The sequence below is a fragment of the Polaribacter marinaquae genome (assembly GCF_038019025.1).
Taxonomy (GTDB): Bacteria; Bacteroidota; Bacteroidia; order Flavobacteriales; family Flavobacteriaceae; genus Polaribacter; species Polaribacter marinaquae.
In genome coordinates, this window is record NZ_CP150496.1 from 587802 (window position 1) to 610707 (window position 22906).

The 22906-nt window shown below is 28.3% G+C and carries 24 protein-coding genes; 13 read left to right on the forward strand and 11 right to left on the reverse strand.

Going from position 1 to position 22906, the window contains the following annotated elements:
• The first annotated feature begins 2 nt into the window (after positions 1 to 2).
• The 4 genes from WG950_RS02775 to WG950_RS02790 are packed head-to-tail and all read left to right on the forward strand — an operon-like array spanning position 3 to position 2839.
• Entirely contained in the window at positions 3 to 947 is a 945-nt protein-coding gene (locus tag WG950_RS02775; protein ID WP_340934050.1) for a DUF1835 domain-containing protein, read from the forward strand.
• A 1-nt stretch (position 948) separates the two neighbouring features.
• Entirely contained in the window at positions 949 to 1818 is an 870-nt protein-coding gene (locus tag WG950_RS02780) for a nucleoside phosphorylase (RefSeq protein WP_340934051.1), read from the forward strand.
• Positions 1819 to 2679: a substrate-binding domain-containing protein gene (locus tag WG950_RS02785; protein ID WP_340934052.1), complete on the forward strand. Its 861-nt coding sequence runs from the start codon at positions 1819 to 1821 to the stop codon at positions 2677 to 2679. It begins immediately after the preceding gene.
• Positions 2680 to 2698: 19 nt separating this feature from the next.
• Positions 2699 to 2839, forward strand: coding sequence for a hypothetical protein (locus WG950_RS02790; protein ID WP_154066975.1), 141 nt, complete (start codon positions 2699 to 2701; stop codon positions 2837 to 2839).
• Positions 2840 to 2929: 90 nt separating this feature from the next.
• Here WG950_RS02790 and WG950_RS02795 read toward each other — a convergent pair whose 3' ends face one another.
• Positions 2930 to 3526, reverse strand: a complete 597-nt coding sequence (locus WG950_RS02795; RefSeq protein ID WP_340934053.1) for an NAD(P)H-dependent oxidoreductase — start codon at positions 3524 to 3526, stop codon at positions 2930 to 2932.
• 91 nt (positions 3527 to 3617) lie between these two features.
• Between WG950_RS02795 and WG950_RS02800 the strand changes: the two genes are divergently transcribed.
• The 3 genes from WG950_RS02800 to WG950_RS02810 all read left to right on the forward strand — a co-directional run bounded on the left by WG950_RS02800 (position 3618) and on the right by WG950_RS02810 (position 6657).
• Positions 3618 to 4520, forward strand: a complete 903-nt coding sequence (locus tag WG950_RS02800; protein WP_340934054.1) for a LysR family transcriptional regulator — start codon at positions 3618 to 3620, stop codon at positions 4518 to 4520.
• Between the two features lie 241 nt (positions 4521 to 4761).
• Positions 4762 to 5640 (forward strand): UDP-2,3-diacylglucosamine diphosphatase, encoded by an 879-nt coding sequence (locus WG950_RS02805; RefSeq protein ID WP_340934056.1) that lies wholly within the window; start codon positions 4762 to 4764, stop codon positions 5638 to 5640.
• Between the two features lie 3 nt (positions 5641 to 5643).
• Positions 5644 to 6657, forward strand: coding sequence for a glycosyltransferase family protein (locus WG950_RS02810; protein ID WP_340934057.1), 1014 nt, complete (start codon positions 5644 to 5646; stop codon positions 6655 to 6657).
• Here WG950_RS02810 and ung read toward each other — a convergent pair.
• Positions 6641 to 7303, reverse strand: a complete 663-nt coding sequence (gene ung, locus WG950_RS02815; protein WP_340934058.1) for a uracil-DNA glycosylase — start codon at positions 7301 to 7303, stop codon at positions 6641 to 6643. The two genes, WG950_RS02810 and ung, sit on opposite strands and share 17 nt — an antisense overlap.
• Positions 7304 to 7339: 36 nt before the next feature.
• On the opposite strand from ung, the gene WG950_RS02820 reads away from it, so the two are divergent.
• The 5 genes from WG950_RS02820 (at position 7340) to WG950_RS02840 (ending at position 15487) form a co-directional block, all read left to right on the forward strand.
• Positions 7340 to 9547, forward strand: coding sequence for an endonuclease MutS2 (locus WG950_RS02820; protein ID WP_077809156.1), 2208 nt, complete (start codon positions 7340 to 7342; stop codon positions 9545 to 9547).
• A 179-nt stretch (positions 9548 to 9726) separates the two neighbouring features.
• Positions 9727 to 12624 carry an FAD-binding and (Fe-S)-binding domain-containing protein gene (locus tag WG950_RS02825; RefSeq protein WP_340934059.1) on the forward strand — a complete coding sequence of 966 codons (2898 nt, stop codon included), beginning with the start codon at positions 9727 to 9729 and terminating at the stop codon, positions 12622 to 12624.
• Between the two features lie 31 nt (positions 12625 to 12655).
• On the forward strand, positions 12656 to 13879 hold the full coding sequence (locus WG950_RS02830) for an MFS transporter (protein WP_340934060.1): 1224 nt from the start codon (positions 12656 to 12658) through the stop codon (positions 13877 to 13879).
• A complete protein-coding gene (locus WG950_RS02835; protein WP_340934061.1) occupies positions 13872 to 14876 on the forward strand; it encodes an aldo/keto reductase in 1005 nt (334 codons plus the stop codon). Before WG950_RS02830 ends, WG950_RS02835 begins: the two co-directional genes overlap by 8 nt.
• 161 nt (positions 14877 to 15037) lie before the next feature.
• Complete coding sequence (locus WG950_RS02840) at positions 15038 to 15487, forward strand: hypothetical protein (RefSeq protein WP_299060806.1); 450 nt, start codon at positions 15038 to 15040, stop codon at positions 15485 to 15487.
• Positions 15488 to 15490: 3 nt separating this feature from the next.
• Here the strand turns inward: WG950_RS02840 and WG950_RS02845 are convergent, their stop codons facing one another.
• On the reverse strand, positions 15491 to 16306 hold the full coding sequence (locus WG950_RS02845) for a lysophospholipid acyltransferase family protein (protein WP_077809151.1): 816 nt from the start codon (positions 16304 to 16306) through the stop codon (positions 15491 to 15493).
• A gap of 57 nt (positions 16307 to 16363) precedes the next feature.
• A complete protein-coding gene (locus WG950_RS02850) occupies positions 16364 to 16993 on the reverse strand; it encodes a CoA pyrophosphatase (RefSeq protein ID WP_340934062.1) in 630 nt (209 codons plus the stop codon).
• An 83-nt stretch (positions 16994 to 17076) separates the two neighbouring features.
• On the opposite strand from WG950_RS02850, the gene WG950_RS02855 reads away from it, so the two are divergent.
• Complete coding sequence (locus tag WG950_RS02855) at positions 17077 to 17343, forward strand: hypothetical protein (protein WP_079738720.1); 267 nt, start codon at positions 17077 to 17079, stop codon at positions 17341 to 17343.
• On the opposite strand, the gene WG950_RS02860 is transcribed toward WG950_RS02855, so the two are convergent.
• The 7 genes from WG950_RS02860 to WG950_RS02890 form a co-directional block, all read right to left on the reverse strand.
• The gene (locus WG950_RS02860) at positions 17340 to 17651 is read right to left on the reverse strand and encodes a DUF6787 family protein (RefSeq protein WP_340934063.1); all 312 of its coding nucleotides are present in this window, start codon (positions 17649 to 17651) and stop codon (positions 17340 to 17342) included. The two genes, WG950_RS02855 and WG950_RS02860, sit on opposite strands and share 4 nt — an antisense overlap.
• Positions 17652 to 17659: 8 nt before the next feature.
• Entirely contained in the window at positions 17660 to 18493 is an 834-nt protein-coding gene (lgt, locus tag WG950_RS02865; RefSeq protein WP_299060819.1) for a prolipoprotein diacylglyceryl transferase, read from the reverse strand.
• A gap of 61 nt (positions 18494 to 18554) precedes the next feature.
• A complete protein-coding gene (yidD, locus tag WG950_RS02870; protein WP_077809146.1) occupies positions 18555 to 18788 on the reverse strand; it encodes a membrane protein insertion efficiency factor YidD in 234 nt (77 codons plus the stop codon).
• Between the two features lie 50 nt (positions 18789 to 18838).
• Positions 18839 to 20317, reverse strand: a complete 1479-nt coding sequence (gene cysS, locus WG950_RS02875) for a cysteine--tRNA ligase (RefSeq protein WP_340934064.1) — start codon at positions 20315 to 20317, stop codon at positions 18839 to 18841.
• A gap of 99 nt (positions 20318 to 20416) precedes the next feature.
• Complete coding sequence (locus WG950_RS02880; RefSeq protein ID WP_340934065.1) at positions 20417 to 21796, reverse strand: hypothetical protein; 1380 nt, start codon at positions 21794 to 21796, stop codon at positions 20417 to 20419.
• Positions 21777 to 22334, reverse strand: coding sequence for a hypothetical protein (locus WG950_RS02885; protein ID WP_340934066.1), 558 nt, complete (start codon positions 22332 to 22334; stop codon positions 21777 to 21779). The genes WG950_RS02880 and WG950_RS02885 overlap by 20 nt, the downstream gene beginning before the upstream one ends.
• Positions 22297 to 22875 carry an RNA polymerase sigma factor gene (locus WG950_RS02890; RefSeq protein WP_340934067.1) on the reverse strand — a complete coding sequence of 193 codons (579 nt, stop codon included), beginning with the start codon at positions 22873 to 22875 and terminating at the stop codon, positions 22297 to 22299. Before WG950_RS02890 ends, WG950_RS02885 begins: the two co-directional genes overlap by 38 nt.
• Positions 22876 to 22906 lie beyond the last annotated feature (31 nt).

The window sequence follows — 22906 nt, forward strand, 5'->3', positions numbered from 1 at the left end:
AAATGTTAAACAAAACTTTACATATAACTAACGGAGATTGTACAACAAACTATCTTAAAAAACTTCAAGTAAAAGGTAAAATTATAACTTGGAGAGAAATGTTATGTGAAGGTAAAACGTTAACAGATGTTGGTAGCGAAAAATTTTGGAATACAAGATTTCAATTCTTTAAAAAAAGCTATAATGTTTCTAAAGAAATGTTTATCAATTTAACTTTAAAAGAATACAGAAGCCTTTGTAATACAAAAAATAATAAAGAAATTGTTTTATGGTTTGAGCATGATTTATTTTGTCAAATTAATATGCTAGCTGTACTTTCTTGGCTAAAAAAACATAGAAAAGGATATACTATATTTTTAGTTTGTAGCGGTAAAATTAAAGGTTCTGATAAAATGTTTTCGCTTACAGATTTGTCTGAAAATCAAATTTTGGAACACTATAAAAATAAAATTGAATTAGATCAAAATGATATTGAATATGCAGATTATATTTGGCAATTATACTGTTCTAATAGCCCATTACGCCTAGAAACTGTAAATAATTTTAAACCAAATAAAGCCTTTAAATATTTAGTTGATGCTTTAAAAGTTCATTTAAAAAGGTTTCCGTCTGTAGAAAATGGTTTAAATAATACTGAAAATTTTATTTTAGAAACGGCCAATAATTACACTTTTTCAACAAAAAAACAATTCATTACAAAATTATTAGAATTGCAACAAGTTTTTGGGTTTGGCGACATTCAATATGAAACAGCTATAAATAACCTTAACAATGCGTTTGATTCTATAAACCCAACAAAACTCTCTAAAAGAGGAAAAGAACTGCTTGTAAATGAAACGAATTATTACAGAGAATTACGTTCTGATAATTCGTACCTTGGCGGTTCTAAAAAATATAGCTTTTTGTACAGCAATGCTTCAGAAAAACTATTACAAATAACAAATTAGTATGAGTATACAACAATCGGAATTAATTTTAAATGCAGATGGTAGCATATATCATTTGAATTTAAAACCAGAAAATATAGCTAACGATATAATTTTTGTTGGCGATCAAGACAGAGTAGATAAAATTACAGATAGATTTGATTCAATTGAATTTACAACTCAAAAAAGAGAATTTAAAACAACAACAGGTGTTTATAAAGGCAAAAGAATGTCTGTAATTTCTACAGGTATTGGCCCAGACAATATAGATATTGTATTAAACGAATTAGATGCGTTGGTAAATATCGATTTAAAAACAAGAAAACCTAAAAACCAATTAACAGCTTTAAATATTGTTAGAATTGGTACTTCTGGTTCTTTACAAAAAGACATACCGGTAGATTCGTTTTTAATGAGTTCTTTCGGCTTAGACTTAAACGGAATGCTTCACTCCTATCAAATTGATGAAATTTCTAATCCAGAAATTGAAAATGCTTTTATAGAACATACTAATTGGAGTACAAAAAAATCGAATCCGTTATTAGTAAAAAATAGCAGTTCTTTAGAAGAAAAATTATCTTCGGATAAAATTTTTAAAGGAATTACTGCTACTGCTGGTGGTTTCTACGGACCACAAGGTAGAGTTTTACGTTTGGCTTTACAAGATGAAAAAATCAATAGTAAAATAGATTCTTTTAACTTTAATGGTAATAGAATTACAAATTTAGAAATGGAAACTTCGGCTATTTACGGTTTGTCTAAATTGTTAGGCCATAATGCCGTTTCTATGAATGCAATTATTGCAAATAGAGCAAACGGAACATTTAGTGAAGATTACAAAAAAGTTGTAGAAAATTTAATAGAATATTCGCTTAATAAATTAGCTGAATAAATGACGAATTTAAAAGTTGGTGGTGTACCAGAACACTTTAATTATCCTTGGTATTTAACACTTAAAAATAAAAAATACACAAAAGAAAACATCAATCTTAGATGGCAAGATTTCCCTGGCGGAACTGGTGCCATGTGCAAAGCATTACGTGCAGGAGAAGTTGATATTGCAATTGTTTTAACAGAAGGAATTATTAAAGATATTGCTGCTGGTAATCCATCTAAAATAGTGCAAACATTTGTAGAAACTCCGTTAATTTGGGGAATTCATGTTGCTAAAGATTCTAAATTCAAAAAAATTGAAGATTTAGAACATGCAACAATTGCAATTAGTAGATATGGTTCTGGTTCTCATTTAATGGCAATTGTAAATGCATTTAACCAAGGTTGGAATGTTGATAAACTTAAATTTAAAGTTATAGGAAATTTGCAAGGTGGTATTGATGCACTAACAAATGGTGAAGCAGATTACTTTATGTGGGAACATTTTACAACAAAACCATTGGTAGATAATGGTACTTTTAGAAGAGTCGATAATTGCCCAACACCTTGGCCATGTTTTGTTGTTGCTGTTAGAAATGAAGTTTTAGAAAACAATGCCAACGAAGTAAAAAAGGTTTTAGACATTATAAATGCCCAAACTAATAATTTTAAGGAAATCGAAGATATCGATAAAATTTTAGCAAAAAGATACGAGCAAAAACTAGAAGACATTCAGAAATGGTTAAAAATAACCGAATGGAATGACGGAAAACCAATTACCAAAAATTTAATTACCAGAATTCAAAATAAAATGGTAAGCTTTAACGTTATAGAAGAGAAGAAAAACTCAACTGAGTTCGTAAAAAATATGTACATTTAAATATTAAAATTTTTAAAAGATGAAAAAAGTAGTATTTGTTGCAATTTGTATAGTAAGTCTTATGTGTTTTTCTTCTTGTAGAAGTACTTCTAAACCTTGTGGTTTGGCAGATACTATAACAACAAACCAAACGACATTAAAACAAATAAATATTTTATAATTTATTTGTTTCTTAATTCCAAATTCAATGAATCCGCTTTTTACAGCGGATTTTTTGTTTCAATTTAACAATACTATTAATATAATAGTCTTAAAGTTTTGCTATTAAACCTCTAAGAAAAACACTGTAATTCTCTAATTCTAAAGGAACATCAGCATTTTTTTCCATATCATGAAAGTGATGAGTAGCTAACAACTTCATACCTGTAAAAGCATTCATTTTATGAAAGCCAAACATTGGGCCTTCATCTACATTCTTCTGATTAAAAAATTCGTTTTCAAGTGTAAATGCAGTTTTAGGAGCATTCCAACTAGTTGTAAGGATGTATTGTTTACCATGCATTAAACCACCTGTACCGTAGTTTATATTAGGATTTTTTCTACTTCTACCATCACTTGCATAAATTCCATTTTGATGTCCTTCCGTAAAAACTTCATCAATATATTGTTTAAAACCAAACGGAATTTGAAACCACCAAATTGGTGTATGATATATCACTATATCTGCCCACTTAAATTTTTCAACTTCATTTTTAACATCATAATTTTCACCAACTTGAGTAAATTTAACATCAAACCCTTCTAGTGTATCAAAATGTGAAATTGTAGTTTTAAAAAGTGTTTCATTAAATCTTCCTCCAGAATGTGCAAATGGATGACTTCCATTTATAATAAATATATTTTTCATGTTTCTAATTTTATCCGAAGCAAAATTAAAGCTACATTTACTATTGTAAAAATAATACAAATTATACCTTTGTATTAATATTATAATGATTATGGTAAGTTTAGAATGGTACAGAACTTTTAAAGAAATATATGAAAACGGAACTTTAACCAAAGCTTCTGTTGCACTTTACGCTTCTCAACCCGGTGTTAGTGTGCATTTAAATGCATTAGAAGCCTATGTAGGTAAAAAACTGTTTGAACGTACTTCTAGAAAGATGATTCCTACCGAAGATGGTAAGTTCTTATATGAATATATTATAGAATCGCTAACAAAATTAGAAGTAGCAGAGCAACATTTTAAAAAAACAACTCAAGAAAAAAACCCGTCTTTAAACATAGGAATGTGTTCTGAAATGTTTCAATTGATTCTAGAACCCGAAATTAAAAAATTAAGCTTTGATTTGGTTGCTAGGTTTGGTGCGCATACAGATTTAATAAAAGATTTAAATAATGGTATTTTAGATTTAGTAATTACTCCTAAAAAACAAGTTGAAAAAAAATCATTGGTAGAATATATTCCTTTTTCTAAAGAAAGAATTGTATTAATTGCAGGAAATAAAACAGATACTTCAGTAATAACAAACCATATCAATTCTAAAAATTATAAAAAACTAGAAGAAGAATTACTTAAAAATTTATGGTACAGTTCGTCAAACGAAATGGAGCATTTTAGACGCTTTTGGTTTGAAAACTTTAATAAAAAGCCAAGTTTTAAACCCAATTATATTTTACCAAATATTACTTCTATAATTAGATGTTTAAAAAATGGTAATGGACTTGCATTAGTTCCTGATTTTTTATGTGAAGAACAAATTTTAAAAAAGGAAATAAAATTAGTTTGGAAAGGTAAAATTAAGACAGAAAACACCTTATATTTTGCATTAAGAACAGACTTAAAATATAAAAAAGAATTAGATGTTATTAGAAAAATATTCACATCAAAATTAAAATAATTACCTAATAATTAAAGCACTACACTTAACACTTAGCTTACAATTTATAAACTTTTTAATAAGAATTAACTTACTTTTTTTTCATTATTAATTTACCATAACAAAACACAGTGTCTGTAAGTTTGATAAACTATATACAGAATGCGTTTGCGTACATTTTATTTAACCTTACATAACTATAAGTATCTTCTAAATACTTTATGTAACCAAAGAATAACTTCTAAACATTTACCTTTTTAAGATGAAAAAAAACAAAAAACGTAAGTTAGACTATGTTGTAATTTCTGATGTGCATTTAGGCACTTATGGCTGTAAAGCGGCAGAATTATTAAACTATTTAAAATCTATAGATCCAAAAGTTTTAATACTTAACGGAGACATTATAGACATATGGCAATTTAACAAACGTTATTTTCCTAAATCTCATATGAATGTAATTAAACACATTACCGGACTACTTTCTAAGGGAACAGAAGTGTATTACATTACCGGAAATCATGACGAAATGCTTAGAAAATTTAAAGGTTTTCAATTGGGGAATTTTAAAATTTTGAACAAACTTGTTTTAGATATTGATGATAAAAAAACATGGGTTTTTCATGGTGATGTTTTTGATGTAACCATGAAACATTCGAAATGGCTGGCGAAATTAGGCGGTAAAGGCTACGATTTACTTATTTTGATTAACACATTTATAAATTGGATTAGTAGATTATTAGGTTACGGAAAACTATCCTTATCAAAAAAAATTAAAAACAGTGTAAAAAGTGCTGTAAAATTCATCAATCATTTTGAAGAAACCGCTTCTGATATTGCAATTGATAACAACTACGATTATGTAGTTTGTGGTCATATTCATCAACCAGAAATAAGAGAAATTGCGAACGCTAAAGGAAAAACAACTTACTTAAACTCTGGTGATTGGATAGAAAATTTAACTGCATTAGAATATAAGAAAAAGCAATGGACTTTATACGAATATAATAAAGATGAAATTGTAAAAAACAATACAGTAAAGTTATCTAAAAAAGAGTTAAAAGCTTTAAAAAAACAAGATTCTCAAAACTTTATTTTTAATGAATTTTTAAAAGAATTTGACATAAAAAAACCGGTAAAATAATTTATGAAGATATTATACGCTATACAAGGTACAGGAAACGGACATTTAACCAGAGCAAAAGAAATTATACCAATTTTACAACAAAAAGGAGATTTAGATATATTATTAAGTGGTAACGAAAATAATATTCCGTTGGGTTTTGATGTAAAATACAATTTAAAAGGTTTAAATTTTACTTTTGGTAAAAACGGTGGAATAGACTTTATAGCGAGTTATAAAAAAATGAATTTATATCGATTTTATAAAGAAATAAAAAACTTACCTGTAAAAGATTACGACCTAATTATAAATGATTTTGAACCAGTTTCTGCTTGGGCTGCTCGGTTAAATAATGTAAACATCATTTCTTTAAGTCATCAAAATGCTGTTTTAGACGCAGCTTCACCAAAAATAGGTAAATTTAAAATTGAAAAGCTAATTTTAAAATATTATGCACCTTCTAAAGTAAGATTTGGCTTTCATTTTAACAGTTATAGTTCAGCAATATTTTTGCCAATTATCAGAAAAAAAATAAGACACAAAACAGTAAAAAACAAAGGCCATTTTACTGTCTATTTACCTTCTTATCATCATGATAAAATAGCAAAAATACTTTCTAAAATTCCGATTGTAAAATGGCATATTTTTTCTAAGGATACTACGAAATTAATCTTCGAGAAAAATATTACTATTTTTCCTGTTAACGAATTTGATTTTATAAAAAGTATGGCAAGTTCTAGTGGTGTCTTGTGTGGTGCGGGATTCGAAACACCTTCTGAAGCCTTATTTTTAAAGAAAAGGTTAATGGTTATACCTATGAAAAATCAATATGAACAACAATGCAACGCACTTGCGCTAAAAGAAATGGGGGTTCATACAATAAAAAAACTAAGTAAAAAACAGGTGCCTAAAATTGCAAAATGGATTCGTTCTGAAAATATTATTGAAGTAAATTATGCTGACACTACAGAAGACCTTTTAGAAGCTTTATTGTTGCCCTATTATAAATCTTCTTCTTTACCTACCATTTTATCGTAGTTTTCTGTAATTTTTGAAGAATTTTATTGGTTTTAGAAAAATGTTTAGAACCAAACCAACCTCTCCATGCGCCTAAAGGAGAAGGATGTGGCGCAGTAAGAATTGTATGTTTTTTTATATCAATCAATTTAGATTTACTTTCAGCAAATTTACCCCAAAGTAAAAAAACTACATTTTCTTTTTCATTAGAAATTTGTTTAATTATAGCATCTGTAAAGGTTTCCCATCCTTTTTTCTGATGACTTCCGGCTTCGTGCGCTCTAACTGTTAGTGTTGCATTTAATAATAAAACGCCTTGTTTTGCCCATTTTTCTAAGTTTCCACTTTCTGGAATTTCTTGATTTAAATCCGTAGAAATCTCTTTAAAAATATTTTTTAACGAAGGCGGGTGTTTCATATTATCTTGTACAGAAAAGCACAAACCATTTGCTTGATTTTCGTCGTGATATGGATCTTGACCAATAATAACAACCTTTAAATCATCGAAAGAACAATAATCGAAAGCAGCAAAAATATCTTCTTTTTTAGGAAAACATTGATGATTTTTATATTCTTCATCTACAAAATTGAGCAACTCTTTAAAATAAGGTTTATCAAATTCATTTTGTAAAATATTTTTCCAGCTATCAGCTATTTTTAGTTGCATTGTTTCTTATTTTTGTAGTACATCAAAATTACAAATTTGAGAACAAATATTTCAGAAAAAACATTACAAGATTTAGAATTTACGACTGTTTTACAGCATGTTTCAGAACATTGTATTAGTGGTTTAGGTAAAGAAAAAGTTTTTAATACAACACCTATAGAAAGTAGAAAGCAATTGTTTAGAGAATTGCATTTGGTAAACGAATATTTATCTTCTTTTGAGAGTGAAAACAGAGTGCCAAATCATGGTTTTGATAATGTTACAGAAAGTGTAAAACGTTTGGCAATAGAAAACAGTTTTATAGAAACAGAAGCTTTTTTAAAAATTGCAACAACTTCTTTAACTGTAAATGAATTGATTAAATTTTTTAAAAAATTTAAAGTTCAGTTCCCAACCTTTTTTGAAGTTTCTCAAAAAATAGAATTTACAACCTATGTAGATGATGAAATAAAAAAAATTATTGATATTTCTGGTGAAGTAAAAAACAATGCTTCTGCCGCATTAAAACAAATTAGAAGAGATATTAATAACATTAGAGGTAAAATTGGTGCAAGTTTTTCTAGTGCTTTATCAAAAGCAATTTCCGCAGGTTATTTAGATGATATTAAAGAAACAATTGTAGATAATCAGCGAGTATTGGCTGTTTCTGCAATGCACAGAAGAAAAGTTGCTGGTAGTTTATTGGGCGCTTCTAAATCTGGTAATATCGTTTATATAGCACCACAAGCAACTTTAGCATATAGTAGAGAATATCAAAATTTAGTGTACGAAGAAAAGCAAGAAGTAATTAAAATATTACGTGCTTTAGCAGAAACAATTCGTCCTTTTACGCCACTTCTAGAAGAATATTTAGATTTTTTAGTTCATACAGATGCTGTTGGTGCAAAAGCGAAGTATTCTAGAGAAATGAATGCTGTGTTACCTAAAATTACGAAAGAAAAAAGAGTTTATTTTAAAAATGCTTATCATCCCATTTTATGGAAAAAAAATAATGCGCAAAACTTAGAAACCATTTCGCAGTCTATAGAATTAAATGAAAAACAGCAAATTATAGTAATTTCTGGACCAAATGCAGGTGGAAAAAGTATCACTCTAAAAACAATAGGTTTACTGCAATTAATGTTGCAAAGCGGTTTGTTAATTCCGGTTGATGAAAGAAGTCAAACCTATATTTTTGATACAATTTTAACTGATATTGGAGATAATCAATCCATAGAAAATCAATTAAGTACTTATAGTTATCGCTTAAAAAATATGCGCTATTTTTTAAGAAAATGTAATGAAAATACGTTGTTTTTAATTGATGAATTTGGTACTGGTTCTGATCCTGAGTTAGGTGGTGCTTTAGCAGAAATTTTCTTAGAAGAGTTTTATAATAAAAAAGCATTCGGTATTATAACAACACATTATTCTAATTTAAAAGTTTTAGCAAACGAATTAGACAATGTTACCAATGCAAATATGCAGTTTAACGAGAGAACTTTAGAACCGTTATACAAACTATTTGTAGGACAAGCAGGTAGTTCTTTTACTTTTGAAGTTGCACAAAAAAACGGAATTCCTTTTAGCTTAATTAATAAAGCTAAAAAAAGAGTAGAAACAGAAAAAGTTAGATTAGATAAAACAATTTCTAAACTGCAAAAAGAACGCAGTAGATTGCAAAGAACTTCTGATAATCTTGAAAAACAAAAGTCTAAAGGACAAGAACATTTGGATAGTTTACAAGAAAAAGAAGATAAAATTCAGTCTAAACTAGCTGGTTTTCAAGAGTTATATGACAATAACCAAAGAATGCTTTCTCTTGGTAGAAAAATTAATGAGTTTCTAAACAAATACTTTCAAAATAATAATAAAAAAGAATTAAACACTAGTTTTAATAAATGGGTTGCAGACGAAAAAGTTAAGTATGCAAAGAAAAACCCGATAAAGCCTAAAACCAAATCTCAAAAACAAAAAGCAAAAGTTGTAGAAAAACAAATGCAAGAGGTTATAAAAAAGGTAGAAAAAGAAGTATTAAAAAAGGTAGTTGAAGTTAGAAAAGAGAAAAAAATAGAAGAAATTAAAGTTGCAAAAGAAAAGGCTTCTTACAATTATAAAATTAATGATCGTGTTAGAATTATAGACTCTAATTCTGTAGGAACTATTGATAAAATTGACAAGAAAAATGTTACTATTAATTATGGCGTATTCACTACAAAAACAACTTTAAATAAAATTGAACTTGTAGAAAAAGCTAAAAAATAGAAGCTTCAAAATTTAAAATACTAGAATTAGGCATAAAAAATTAATATAAATTTCAATTCAGTAATAATTTTGAGCCTTTTTTGTAAAATCAATAAAAATTTACAAACCACTTCCCTATTCTGTAATTATCATTATTTTATTCAGATATTTGTTTTAACAACACCTATTTAAAAAAGAAAATGATTCAAAATACTGTTTTAAAACAACTTCATAATTCACTTTCTGGAGACGTCTTATTCGACAATTTACATAAAACATTGTATGCTACAGATGCATCTGTTTATCGAAAAATACCTTTAGCGGTTGCTTTTCCTAAAAATGATAAAGATTTAAAAACATTAATTGAATTTGCAAAAAAAAACAACACGACTTTAATACCAAGAACAGCAGGTACATCTCTTGCAGGCCAATGTGTTGGTGATGGTATTGTAGTTGACGTTTCTAAACATTTTACAAAAATTATTTCTTTTGATGCAGTAAATAAAACTGTAACACTTCAACCTGGTGTTGTTAGAGATTCTTTAAATGTTTATTTAAAAGAATTCGGATTGTTTTTTGGACCAAATACTTCTACGTCTAATCGATGTATGATTGGCGGAATGGTTGGTAACAATTCATCAGGAAGCACTTCTATAAAATATGGTGTAACTAGAGACAAAGTTTTAGAAATTAAAGCCATTTTAAGTGATGGAAGTTCTGCTACTTTTAATGAAATTACTTCTGATGAGTTTCTTGAAAAAATAAAAGAAAATACGCAAGAAGGTAAAATTTATAGAGCAATTTACTCTGAGTTATCTCAAATTGAAAATCAGAAAGAAATAAAAAAAGAATTTCCGAAAGAAACAATTCATAGAAGAAACACAGGTTATGCAGTTGATGAGTTTTTATCTTCAGATTTATTTGGCGGAACTGAATCTACAATTAATATTGCTAAATTTCTAAGTGGTAGCGAAGGCACATTAGCTTTTTCTACATCGATTACACTTCAATTAGACGATTTACCACCTACTGAAAGTATAATGGTTTGTACGCATTTTAAAAGTGTAAACGAAAGCTTAATTGCTACTGTAACTGCAATGAATCATAATTTATACAATTGTGAGCTTATGGATAAAACCATATTAGATTGTACTAAAAACAATAGAGATTTGGCAAAAAATCGATTCTTTTTAAAAGGTGATCCAGAAGCTGTTTTAATGTTAGAAGTTTCTGCAAATTCTTTAGATAAAGCAGAGGTTTTAGCCGATAATTTAATTAAAGATTTAGAAAAAAATAATTTAGGTTATCATCACCCTAAAGTTTACGGTAAAGACATTGCAAAAGTTCATTATTTAAGAAAAGCAGGTTTAGGTGCTTTAGGTAATATGATTGGCGATATGAAAGCGGTTGCATGTATAGAAGATACAGCGGTTGCCCTAGAAGATTTGCCAAATTATATAGAAGAATTCACCCAAATAATGTCTAAATACAAGCAAAATGCTGTGTATTATGCACATGCTGGCGCTGGTGAATTGCATTTAAGACCAATATTAAATTTAAAAAAGAAGGCAGATGTTGTTTTATTTAGAAAAATAACTACTGAAACTGCAGAATTGGTAAAAAAATACAAAGGTTCCTTTAGCGGCGAACATGGGGATGGTATTGTACGTGCAGAATTTATTCCGTTAATGATTGGTGAAAAAAATTATCAATTGCTAAGAAGAATAAAAAAAGCTTTTGATCCCGATAATATTTTTAACAAAGGTAAAATTACAGATGCTTTTTCTATGGATGAGAATTTGCGTTATGAAATTGATCGTGATGAGCCAGAAATTAAAACAATTCAAGATTTTTCTGACAGTGAAGGGATTTTAAAATTAGCAGAAAAATGTAATGGTTCTGGCGATTGTAGAAAACCCGTAGAAGCTGGCGGAACAATGTGCCCTAGTTATAGAGCAACAAAAGACGAAAAAGATACCACACGTGCAAGAGCAAATACTTTACGTGAATTTCTAACAAATTCTAAAGAAGCAAATAAATTCAATCATAAAGAGTTAAAAGAAGTATTTGACTTGTGTTTAAGCTGTAAAGCCTGTGCTTCAGAATGCCCAAGTAATGTTGATATTGCTACTATGAAAGCAGAATTTTTATATCAATATCAAGAAACAAATGGTTATTCTTTTAGAATTAAATTATTTGCAGAAAATGTAAAATACAATAAGTTGGGTAGCATTGTACCTAGTTTAACAAATGCTATTTTAAATACACCGTTTGCAAAAGCTGCCATGGGTGTTGCTAAAGAAAGAACAGTACCTAAATTAGCAAAATCAACTTTAAAAAAATGGTATAAAAAACAACCAATTACAAAACATAAAAAAACAGTTTATTTATTTTGTGATGAATTTACTAACTTTTATGATGTAGAAATTGGTAAAGATGCTTATTACTTATTAGATAAACTTGGCTATAATTTAAAAATTGTAAATCATGAAGAATCTGGAAGAAGCTATATTTCTAAAGGATTTTTAAAACAAGCTAAAGCTGTTTGTAATTTTAATGTAACTATTTTTAAAGATATTATTACAGAGAAAACCCCTTTAATAGGAATAGAACCTTCTGCTATTTTAACTTTTAGAGATGAATATATTCGATTAGCAGATGACAAAAAATCCGCAGAAAAAATTGCAAAAAATGTGTTTACTTTTGAAGAATTTCTTGCAAAAGAATTAGAAAACAAAAAGTTTGATACTAATGTATTTACTAATAAAACTAAAACTTTAAAGGTTCATGGGCATTGTCATCAGAAAGCTTTATCTGGTACACACGCAAGTTTTCAAATTTTAAATATTCCTAAAAATTATAACGTAACAATTATAAACTCTGGTTGTTGTGGTATGGCAGGTTCTTTTGGTTATGAAAAAGAACATTACCAAATTTCTATGCAAGTAGGCGAAGATACTTTATTTCCAAAAATTAGAAATACACCTAAAGAAACAGAAATTGCCGCTGCGGGTACAAGTTGCAGACATCAAATTTACGACGGTACAAAACGAATTGCCAAACACCCAATAACTATTCTAAAAGAAGCATTATCTTAGTACAATGCAAAACAAAAATAAAATAGCTTCTATGCTTACGCTAATTATTGCAGGCGAAGCTATTTTTTTACTTCCGTTTATTTTAATGCGTGTTTTTAAACCAATTATTAGAGATGTTTTTGTAATTTCTGATGCTGAAATTGGTGAAGCCCAAGCATTATATGGCTTAACAGCTGTTATTTCTTATTTTCCTGGTGGCTTTCTAGCAGACAAATGGCAAGCAAGAAAATTACTTACGCTATCTTTAATTTTAACTGCTTTTGGTGGATTTTGGATGACTATGATTCCATCTATAAATAGCTTAAAAATATTATATGGATTTTGGGGAGTTTCTACAATATTATTATTCTGGGCATCGCTTATAAAAGCAACTAGGCAATGGGGAAATAAGAACAATCAAGGATTATCATTTGGTTTATTGGATGGTGGTAGAGGCTTTTTTGCAGCTTCAATCGCTTTGTTTGGCGCAAGTATTCTTACATACTTTTTTCCTAAAAATGCCCTAGAAATTAGCCAAGAAACTAAAATAGAAACTTTACAATACATAATTGGAGCAATAACCTGTATTGTTTTTTTAATTGCCTTTTTAGTTTGGAAATTCTTACCAAAAGATGATGTTAAAAATTTAAATACAGAAGCTAAATTCAATTTTAAAAAAGCTTTCTCTTTACTAAAACAGAAAAAAATAATTTATCATTCATTAATTATTTTTTGTGCATATTGTGCTTATAAGCTTACAGGAGTTTATGGTACTTATGCAAAAGATGTGTGGAATTTCAGTTTGCAAGAAGCTACATATTTTGCTGTTTTTATTCAGTTTTTAAGACCATTATCAGCAATTTCGATTGGGTATGTTGCTGATAAATTTTTACCTTCAAAAATTTTAATTCCTAGTTTTATACTATTAATCTTCTGCTCTTTACTATTAGGTTCTGGTGTTTTTAAAAACCAAATAATTGCATTTTCTTTTACAAGTTTTATTTTAATGGCTTTTGGTACTTATGCACTAAGAGGTTTATATTTTGCAATCATAGAAGAAACCAACACGCCTTTACAGTTTACAGGTACTTTAGTTGGTATTATATCTGTAGTTGGTTTTACACCAGATATTTTTATGTCTCTTTTTAACGGTTATATGTTGGGTGAAAATCCGACAATTAACGAATATGAAAATTTATTTTTAACATTTACCATAATCCCTATTATAGGCTTAATTGCAGCTTTGGGATTTAGAAAATCTATACAAAATGAGTAAAAAACAAAAGTACGCTCCTTCTAAAGAAAGGTATGACAAAATGAATTATAGAAGAACTGGAAATAGCGGATTATTACTACCGGAAATTTCTTTAGGTTTATGGCATAATTTCGGAGAAAATGACGATTTTAAAAATGCTAGAAATTTAATTAAATGTGCCTTTGACCACGGAATTACTCATTTTGATTTGGCTAATAATTATGGTCCACCATACGGTTCTGCAGAAACTACTTTTGGAAAAATCCTTAAAAAAGATTTTAAAAACTATAGAGATGAAATGATTATTTCATCTAAAGCAGGTTACGATATGTGGGAAGGACCATACGGGAATAATGGTTCAAAGAAATATCTAATTTCTAGTTTAGACCAAAGTTTACAGCGATTAAATCTTGATTATGTTGATATATTTTATCATCACAGACCAGATTACAACACGCCTTTAGAAGAAACAATGGGCGCCTTAGATTTAATGGTTAAACAAGGTAAAGCTTTGTATGTTGGTTTATCTAATTACAAACCAAAAGAGGCAAAAAAAGCGTTTGAAATTTTAAAAGAGTTAGGTACACCTTGTTTAATACATCAACCACGTTATAGTCTGTTTGACCGTTGGGTAGAAGATGGTTTATTAAATTTATTAGAAGAATCTAAAGTTGGTGCCATTTGTTTTTCTCCGTTAGCACAAGGTATGTTAACTGATAAATATATTAATGGTTTACCAAAAGATTCTAGAGCTATAAAAGATGGTAGATATTTAAAAACAGATATGGTTTTAGAAAATTTACTAAAGATTAAAGCATTAAATGAAATTGCAATAAATAGAAACCAAAATTTGGCTCAAATGGCTATTTCTTGGATTTTAAAAGATGAAAGAATTACATCTGTATTAATTGGAGCAAGTAAAACTTCTCAAATTTCTGATAGTTTAAAAGCTTTAGACAACATCATTTTTGATAATGATGAATTAGAACAAATTGAAAAAGTTTTAAAAATGAAATAATTTTTTAAACCAAATCAAAAAAAATAGTACCTTTATGTGCATAATAAAGTAAAAATATGATTCTGAAAAAGATAACCCCCATCCTATTTTTAGCTATATCTATAGCTAGTTGCTCAATATTAAAAGCACAAAATTCTGTAAATCTTTCTTTACATCAAGACATGAAACTTCTTATTTGGGGTGATGAACTTGGTAACCGAGCAGGAACTTTAAATTATAACTTTAGATTAAAACACGAAACCCAAGACAAAAAATACGGATATTTTATGTACGGTTTAGAGTTTGAACAAGCTCTTTTAGATGATATTTATACTCGATTTGGCGCTTTTGGCGGATTTTCTTTTATGGAAGTCTTAGATGATTACAATTTTCATGTAACACCAAGTATTGGCGCTGGTATTATCAACCGAACAGGTAAAAATTTATTTAGTTTATCTGCAGGTTTGCAATTTGAATACTTTTTAGGAGACAGATTTAGATTAAGTGTATTAAATCAAATAACTCAGAGAACAGATTTAGAATATTTATACGATGATTTAAAATATCGATATAGTTTCTTTATCGGTTTTGAATACACTTTATTTGAATTGAAAAGAAAAAGAAGGCCTTAATTTTTAAGACCAAAACTCTCTTTGCTTATTTAACTCTTCTTCTTCCTTAGTTAATTGTTCTATCTGCTCTACAGTTAAAACTTTTAAAAATGAAGGATGTTGTTCGATCGCATATTCAATTTTAGTTACAATTTCTGCAACCGTTTCGTTATCATAATCAATATCTAAAGGCTCTTTAATAACCATAGATTGTAAAACATTTCGCTTTTTTATAGACAAGCCTTTTTTATCAAAAGAACGTCTAAAACCATCAATAACAATGGGTACAACTACTGGTTTACAAGTTTTAATAATATGTGCTGTTCCTCTTCTAATTGGTTTAAAAGGAGTTGTTGTTCCTTGCGGAAATGTTATAACCCAACCATCTTTAATGGCTTTCTGAATATTAGAAATATCAGAGTTTTTAACTTGCCTGTTTACATTTTTACCAGCACTTCGCCATGTTCTATCAATAGAAACAGAACCGGCATAAGCAAATAATTTAGGTAAAATACCAGATTTCATAGTTTCTCCGGCAGCAACAAAGTAAATATTTAATTTCGGATTCCAAATGTAACCTACATTTTTAATCGAATCATCTCTACCTTTTAAGGCTGCATTAAAAACATGAAACATTGCAGCAACATCTGCAAAATACGTTTGATGGTTCGAAATAAATAAAACATTTCTATCTGGTAAATTTCTTAATATTTCAGATCCTTCAATTTGTAAATTATTAAACTTACGATATCTTCCATGAGAAATTACACCAAAAATTCTAATAATCATTTTTTTTAAAAACAAAATATGACCAAAAGGATTTCTTTTAAATAAAGGCATTATAGATTAATTTTTAATACTTGGTTAACTGCAAATTTACAAAACAATTTACAAACCTTATTGTTTTAAAAGTTCTTTAATTTCTGATAACATCATTGCTGTTGCACCCCAAACAACATAACCATTTAGTTTAAAGCAAGGTACATCTGTGTTTTTCATATATGAGGTGCTTAAATTGACCGTTGTTAGCGATGTATCATTTAATAAATCTTCTAATAAAACCTCTATGGTAGTTTCTACTTCGTAATTTGTAATAAATTTTGGTCTTTTAGATAGATAACCTATAAATGGTGTTGCTAAAAAATTACTTGGCGGAATGTAAACATCTGTAAGTTCTCTTATAATTTCTACCGATTCTGTTTTTATACCAATCTCTTCATTTGCTTCTCGTACAGCTGTAGCTTCTAAATTTTTATCAGAAATATCAATTTTACCACCAGGAAAACTTATTTGTGCAGAATGTGTGCCTTTATAACTTGCTCTTTCTGTTAAAATAAATGTGGTTTCATTATTTTCATTAGGGTAAAATAATGCCAAAACTGCAGCTTTCTTTGGATTACTCGCTTTTATTTTATCTGCATCATATCTTAATCTAAGTTCTGGTGCTAATTTAAACTGAGCATCTAAACCACCTAATTTGCTTGTTTTAAAAGAGTTTATATTTGATTTAAATTGATTAAATTTCACTTTGAAATGTATTTTAGAATTAAACTAATGCCTTTTAAATATAATAATTATTTTTTGGCAAGAATTTTGAATAGATATTAAATATGAATAATAAATACAAAAAATTAATAGCAAGTATTGCATTAGATGCTTTTGGCTTAATACCAGTACCTTTTTTAGATTTTCTTTGGGCGCCAATATCTGGTTATATAATGACTAAGATGTACAAAGGTAAAGAAGGTAAAGTTGCAGGTATAGTTTCTTTTTTAGAAGAGATTTTACCTTTAGATATAATACCAACTTTTACCATTATGTGGGTTTATAGCTACATCATAAATAAGAGAAAAAATGAAGAATTAATAGAAAATTAATCTTCTTTTTTAAATAAAAATCCTAAACCTAATCTACTTAAAAACTTTTTTTCGAAAGCCCAAAAGAATTTAAATTGCCCAAAAAGCCAACCAACTATTGGTAACGTTAATTGATAAACCGGAAAAATAAGTAATATTCTTAATGGCCAGTATATAAAACCTGATATTGTTTCTCTGTCTAATCCTAAAAAAGCAGTAATTGGTTTTGCAACCCAAGCGGCAAAAGAACCGTTTATTGCAAAAACAATAAAAATAGCAACTACAGACCAGTTACTTTCTATATTCCAACGTTTTTTTAATTTCTCCATAAAAATAATTAAGCTTTAGTTTTAGATTTTCTAAACATTAGCCAAACACCTATTAAAACTAAAGGTATACTTAAAACTTGTCCTGTATTTAACGGACTAAATATCCATTCTTCTCCTCTTTGTTGAACTTGTGGTTCTTTTAAAAATTCTATTATAAACCTTAAAGACCATAAAACAACCATAAACAAACCAAATAAAAATCCTGTTTGTTGTTTTTTATCAGTTTTCCAGTACAAATACCACATCACAAAAAATAGTGCTAAATAACTAAAAGCTTCGTATAATTGCGTAGGATGTCTTGGTGCAGTTTCTCCTGCTGCTTTAAAAATTACACCAAAATTACTTCCTGTTTCTTTTCCATAAATCTCTGAATTAAAAAAGTTACCAAAACGAATAAAAAATCCTGCTAAAGCAACCATTATTGCCAATCTATCTAAAATAAACAACCAAGGTTTTTGTAAATGTTTTTTTGCATAAAAATACATCGCAATTGGAATACCAATGGCAGCACCATGACTAGCAAAACCTGTAAAACCAGTAAACTTCCATCCTTCTGCAGATTTTTTAAATGGTAAAAATATTTCTAATAAATTATGCTGATAATAATCCCAACTGTAAAAGAAAACGTCTCCTAAACGCATTCCTATTAACATCGATAGAAAAACATACATAAACAATGGATCCATTTTTTCTACAGGAATTTTGTCTTCGATATATATTTTTTTCATAAAACGCAAGCCTAGTAAAAATGCTGCTACGAACATTAAACTATACCAACGAACTGTAAAAAAACCTAAATCTATTCCTATAGAAGGATTCCATTCTATCGCTAAAAAACTCATATTTTTATTTTTTCTAAGTGCGAAAGTAATAAAGCAATCGCTGTTTTAAATAAATTAATTGTTATTCTTTCTTTTCTGGCACAGGATCATAACCACTACCGCCCCAGGGATGGCAACTAAATATTCTTTTTAAAGCTAACCAACCACCAGAAAACAAACCATGTTTTTGCAACGCTTCTATTGTATAATGAGAACACGTTGGACTATATCTACATGTTGCTGGTGTAAACGGAGAAATGGCCGTTTGATAAAAACGAACTAAAAGAATAAATGGATATGAAAGGATTTTTTTCAATATTAAATTTTAAAAAGCATTTTAATTTTATAAACCAAAATCTAAAAAAATTAGTTTAAACTAAAAGTTGTACCATCTTTACCGTCTTTTAATTGAATTCCTAATGCAATTAATTCATCTCTAATTTGGTCTGATAATGCCCAATCTTTATTTTCTCTTGCTTCTTTTCTTAATTTTATAAGCAACTCTACAACACCATTTATTTTTTCTGAACTGTCTTGCGAATTTTCATTCATCAATCCTAAAACATCAAAAACAAATGCATTTATAGTTGCTGTAAATGTTGCTAAATCATCCGCAGTTAAACTTGCTTTATTTTCTTTAATTTGATTGATCACTTTTACAGCTTCAAATAAATGTGAAATTAAAATTGGTGTATTAAAGTCATCATTCATGGCTGCGTAGCAATCTTTTTTCCAAGAATCAACATTAAAAGTAGATGTTTTTTTAGCTTCTATTTTATCTAAAAAAGTAACGGTCTCCATTAATTTAGCGTGTCCTTTTTCCGAAGCTTCTAAAGCTTCACCAGAAAAATCTAAAATACTTCTGTAATTTGCTTGCATGTTAAAAAAACGAACAACACTTGCAGAAAATGCTTTTGGTAAAATATCGTTCTCTCCTGATAAAATTTCATTCGGAAGAATAAAATTACCCGTAGATTTAGACATTCTTTGGCTATTTAATAAAAGCATATTTGTGTGCATCCAATAATTAACAGGAGTTACACCACTACATGTTTGAGATTGTGCAATTTCACATTCGTGATGTGGGAATTTTAAATCCATTCCGCCACCGTGAATGTCAAAATTTTCTCCTAAATACTTTGTACTCATCACAGAACACTCTAAATGCCAACCAGGAAAACCATCTGACCAAGGAGAAGGCCAACGCATAATATGTTTTTCATCAGCTTTTTTCCAAAGTGCAAAATCTTGCGGATTTTTCTTGTCTGATTGTCCTTCTAAAGTTCTTGTATTATTTAATAGATCTTCTACTTTTCTACCAGATAAAATTCCGTAATTTTCTTTTTTATTGTATTCGTGTACATCAAAATACACAGAACCATTTACCTCATACGCAAATCCTTTTTCTATGATTTCTTTAATCATTTCTATTTGCTCTACAATATGCCCTGTTGCAGTTGGCTCTATACTTGGTGGTAAAAAGTTGTAATTTTTTAAAACATCATGAAAATCTACAGTATAACGCTGTACAACTTCCATAGGTTCTATTTGTTCTAAACGTGCTTTTACAGCAATTTTATCTTCACCTTCATCTGCATCATTTTCTAAATGACCAGCATCTGTTATGTTACGTACATAACGTACTTTATAACCTAAGTGTAATAAATATCTATACACCACATCAAAAAACATAAAGGTTCTTACGTTACCTAAATGGGCGTTGCTATATACGGTTGGTCCGCAGACATACATGCCTACGTATCCTTCTGTTATCGATTTAAAATCCTCTTTCTTTTTAGTAAGAGAATTGTATACTTTCAATTGATTTTCTTTGTAGAGTTCCATTAAAAAAAGTGACTAATTACAGCGGATAAAGATAGGCACTTTATTAAGAATAGAGAAATGGAATTTGAGTGAAGTTTACTTAAATATGTGTTTCTAATTTTACTTGATTGTAATAGTACTAAATTGCCCATTTACTTTTAACAAGTTATTAGTTGTTGCATCATTTTTAAAATATTTTACTCTTTCGTTTTTCAAATTAACCTTATTTACTTGATATTTATATTTAGAGTGCACATTACCAAAGTTTAAGATTGCTTCTGAGTTACTTAAATCTAAAATAAACTCTTCGAAATTTGCATCAAAACCTTTAATAGTAATTTCGCCAAACTTATCTGTTACTGAGACTTTTTTATTGATTTTATCGATTTCTAATTTCGAAAAATTATTAAAAATATTAGTATTTGTAACCGATGCTATTTTTGCATCGGTTACATTGTTTAAAAATAAAGTACAAGCGTTTAAACTGTTTATGTTAACAGGTGATGAATCTATATTTAGCTTACCTCCTATTAAGTTATTTGCATTGAAAGTGCCATATTTTAAGCTACCAGAAGCAACTGAGTTAGGTAAATTTACTTTACAATGACGAGTATTTAATTTAAAAGTAGCGGCTTTGGGTACTTTTATTTCTATCGTTTTTTTAATTTTTACATTTTTACCTTTTGTTTCTTTTTCATCAGAATTAAAGTTGAAATTAAATTTCATGTTTTTTAAACTTTCTTGTGCTTTCAACAAACCTTGTTTAATCTGCTCTTTATCAATATTTTTGATTTGGAGTTTAGCCTCATTTAAAGCTTCTTTTAACTTTTGCTTATCGATGTTTTTTAAATGATTTTTAGAATTTCTTAATTCAGCTTTAATTCTTTTGCCAGAATTGTTAAGTTCTTCTTCAATTTCTTTAAATCGTTTTGTTTTTTTGAATTCTTCCCATTCTTTTTTAGACTTAATAATGATGTGTTCGTTATCATTATGATATTCGAAAGAGTATTTATTTTCTCTTATCATTCTTTTTTCAATATCTTCTAAAGAATCAAAGTCAAAGTCATAATCGAAGTCCATTTCTGGAATTTCTATATCTTCAATTTCTGGTATTTTGATATCAGCAATATTAATATCAGGAATATTTATATCCATATTTTCAAAAAAGACAATATTATTTAAGCCTAAAGATTTACCAGAATTCGAGACAACACTTACTTTTTTCTTGTTTCCGAGTGCTTCAAAATTCCATTTTTTAAAGTACTCTTCTGCTTTTTTCTTAGAAATTCCCTCTACTTCTATCGTTGCAATTACAGAAACTTCATTTTTATTCCAAGTAGTTACGTTTATTGTAGAATTAGATGCATTAATGTCTAATTGTACATCTTTATTTACGGTAAAAGTTTCTGTATATTTTTTGTCGAATTTTTGCGCATAAATATTACCGAGTAATAGAAATGCAACTAAAAAACTGAATGTATTATATAATTTGATTTTCATTTTGTGTTTTATTTAAATTTTTAAGTTGTTGTAATTGCTTTTTCAAGCGTTGTAACAGCTGTAATCGTAATTTTAAATTACTTATTAATGCATTTATGGTAACATCATTAACCCCTTTTGTATTGAGCTCTTGGGTTAATAATTTATATTCTTTTGTTAATTCTGATATTTTAGATAAATAATCATCTATAACCTCTTTATTCTCTTCTGTTAACTCTAATTGACTAATTTCTAAACTAATACTACTTTTATAGTATTTTTCTATGGTTTCAAATTCTGGCGATATACTTCCTAAACTTATTTCTTTAGTTATTTTTTTTGTTTCGTTAATAGATTTTGAAGGATAAAACTGCACACAAATACTAACTAATAAAGCTACAGTTGCAGCAATACTTAACCATTTATAATTGATTTTAGTTTTCTTTTTACCATGCAATTCTTTTTCTAATAAAGCTTCAAATTTATTAGTATGATTAACAGACAAAGCAATTTTTTCTTCTTTATATTTCTTTACAGAATCTCTTATATCTTGCGGCATACATCGTGTTTTTTAGTTTTTCTTTTAATACTTTTTTACCTCTTAACAATTGTGTTCTAGAAGTGTTTTCTGTAATATTTAATATTTCAGAAATTTCTTGATGATCGTAACCTTCTAACAAGTACAAGGTTAAAACCAGTCTGTATTTTTCTTTTAACGAGTTTATATTTGCTACAATTTCATCTACAGAAATTGTGTTTTCTACTTGCCAATCTTCTTCTTCTAACTTTGTAATAACATCGTTATTTATGGCTATTAATTCTAATTTATTTTTCTTTAATAAATCGATACTTTGATTGATTACAATTCTTTTTAACCAAGCACCAAAAGCAACTTCATTTTTGTAATTTTTGATATTTTTAAAAGCCTTAATAAAAGCATCTTGCATTACATCTTCTGCCAAAAACCTATCTTTAACATATCTATTTGCAACCATAAACATAGCGTTGCAATATAAATTATACAATTGCATTTGCGACTTTGCGCAATTGTTTTTGCATTTATTAATTATAGGTTGATGTAATTGTTTGGTTGATGTCATTACTTCTTTCTTACTCTAAAGACGATACATT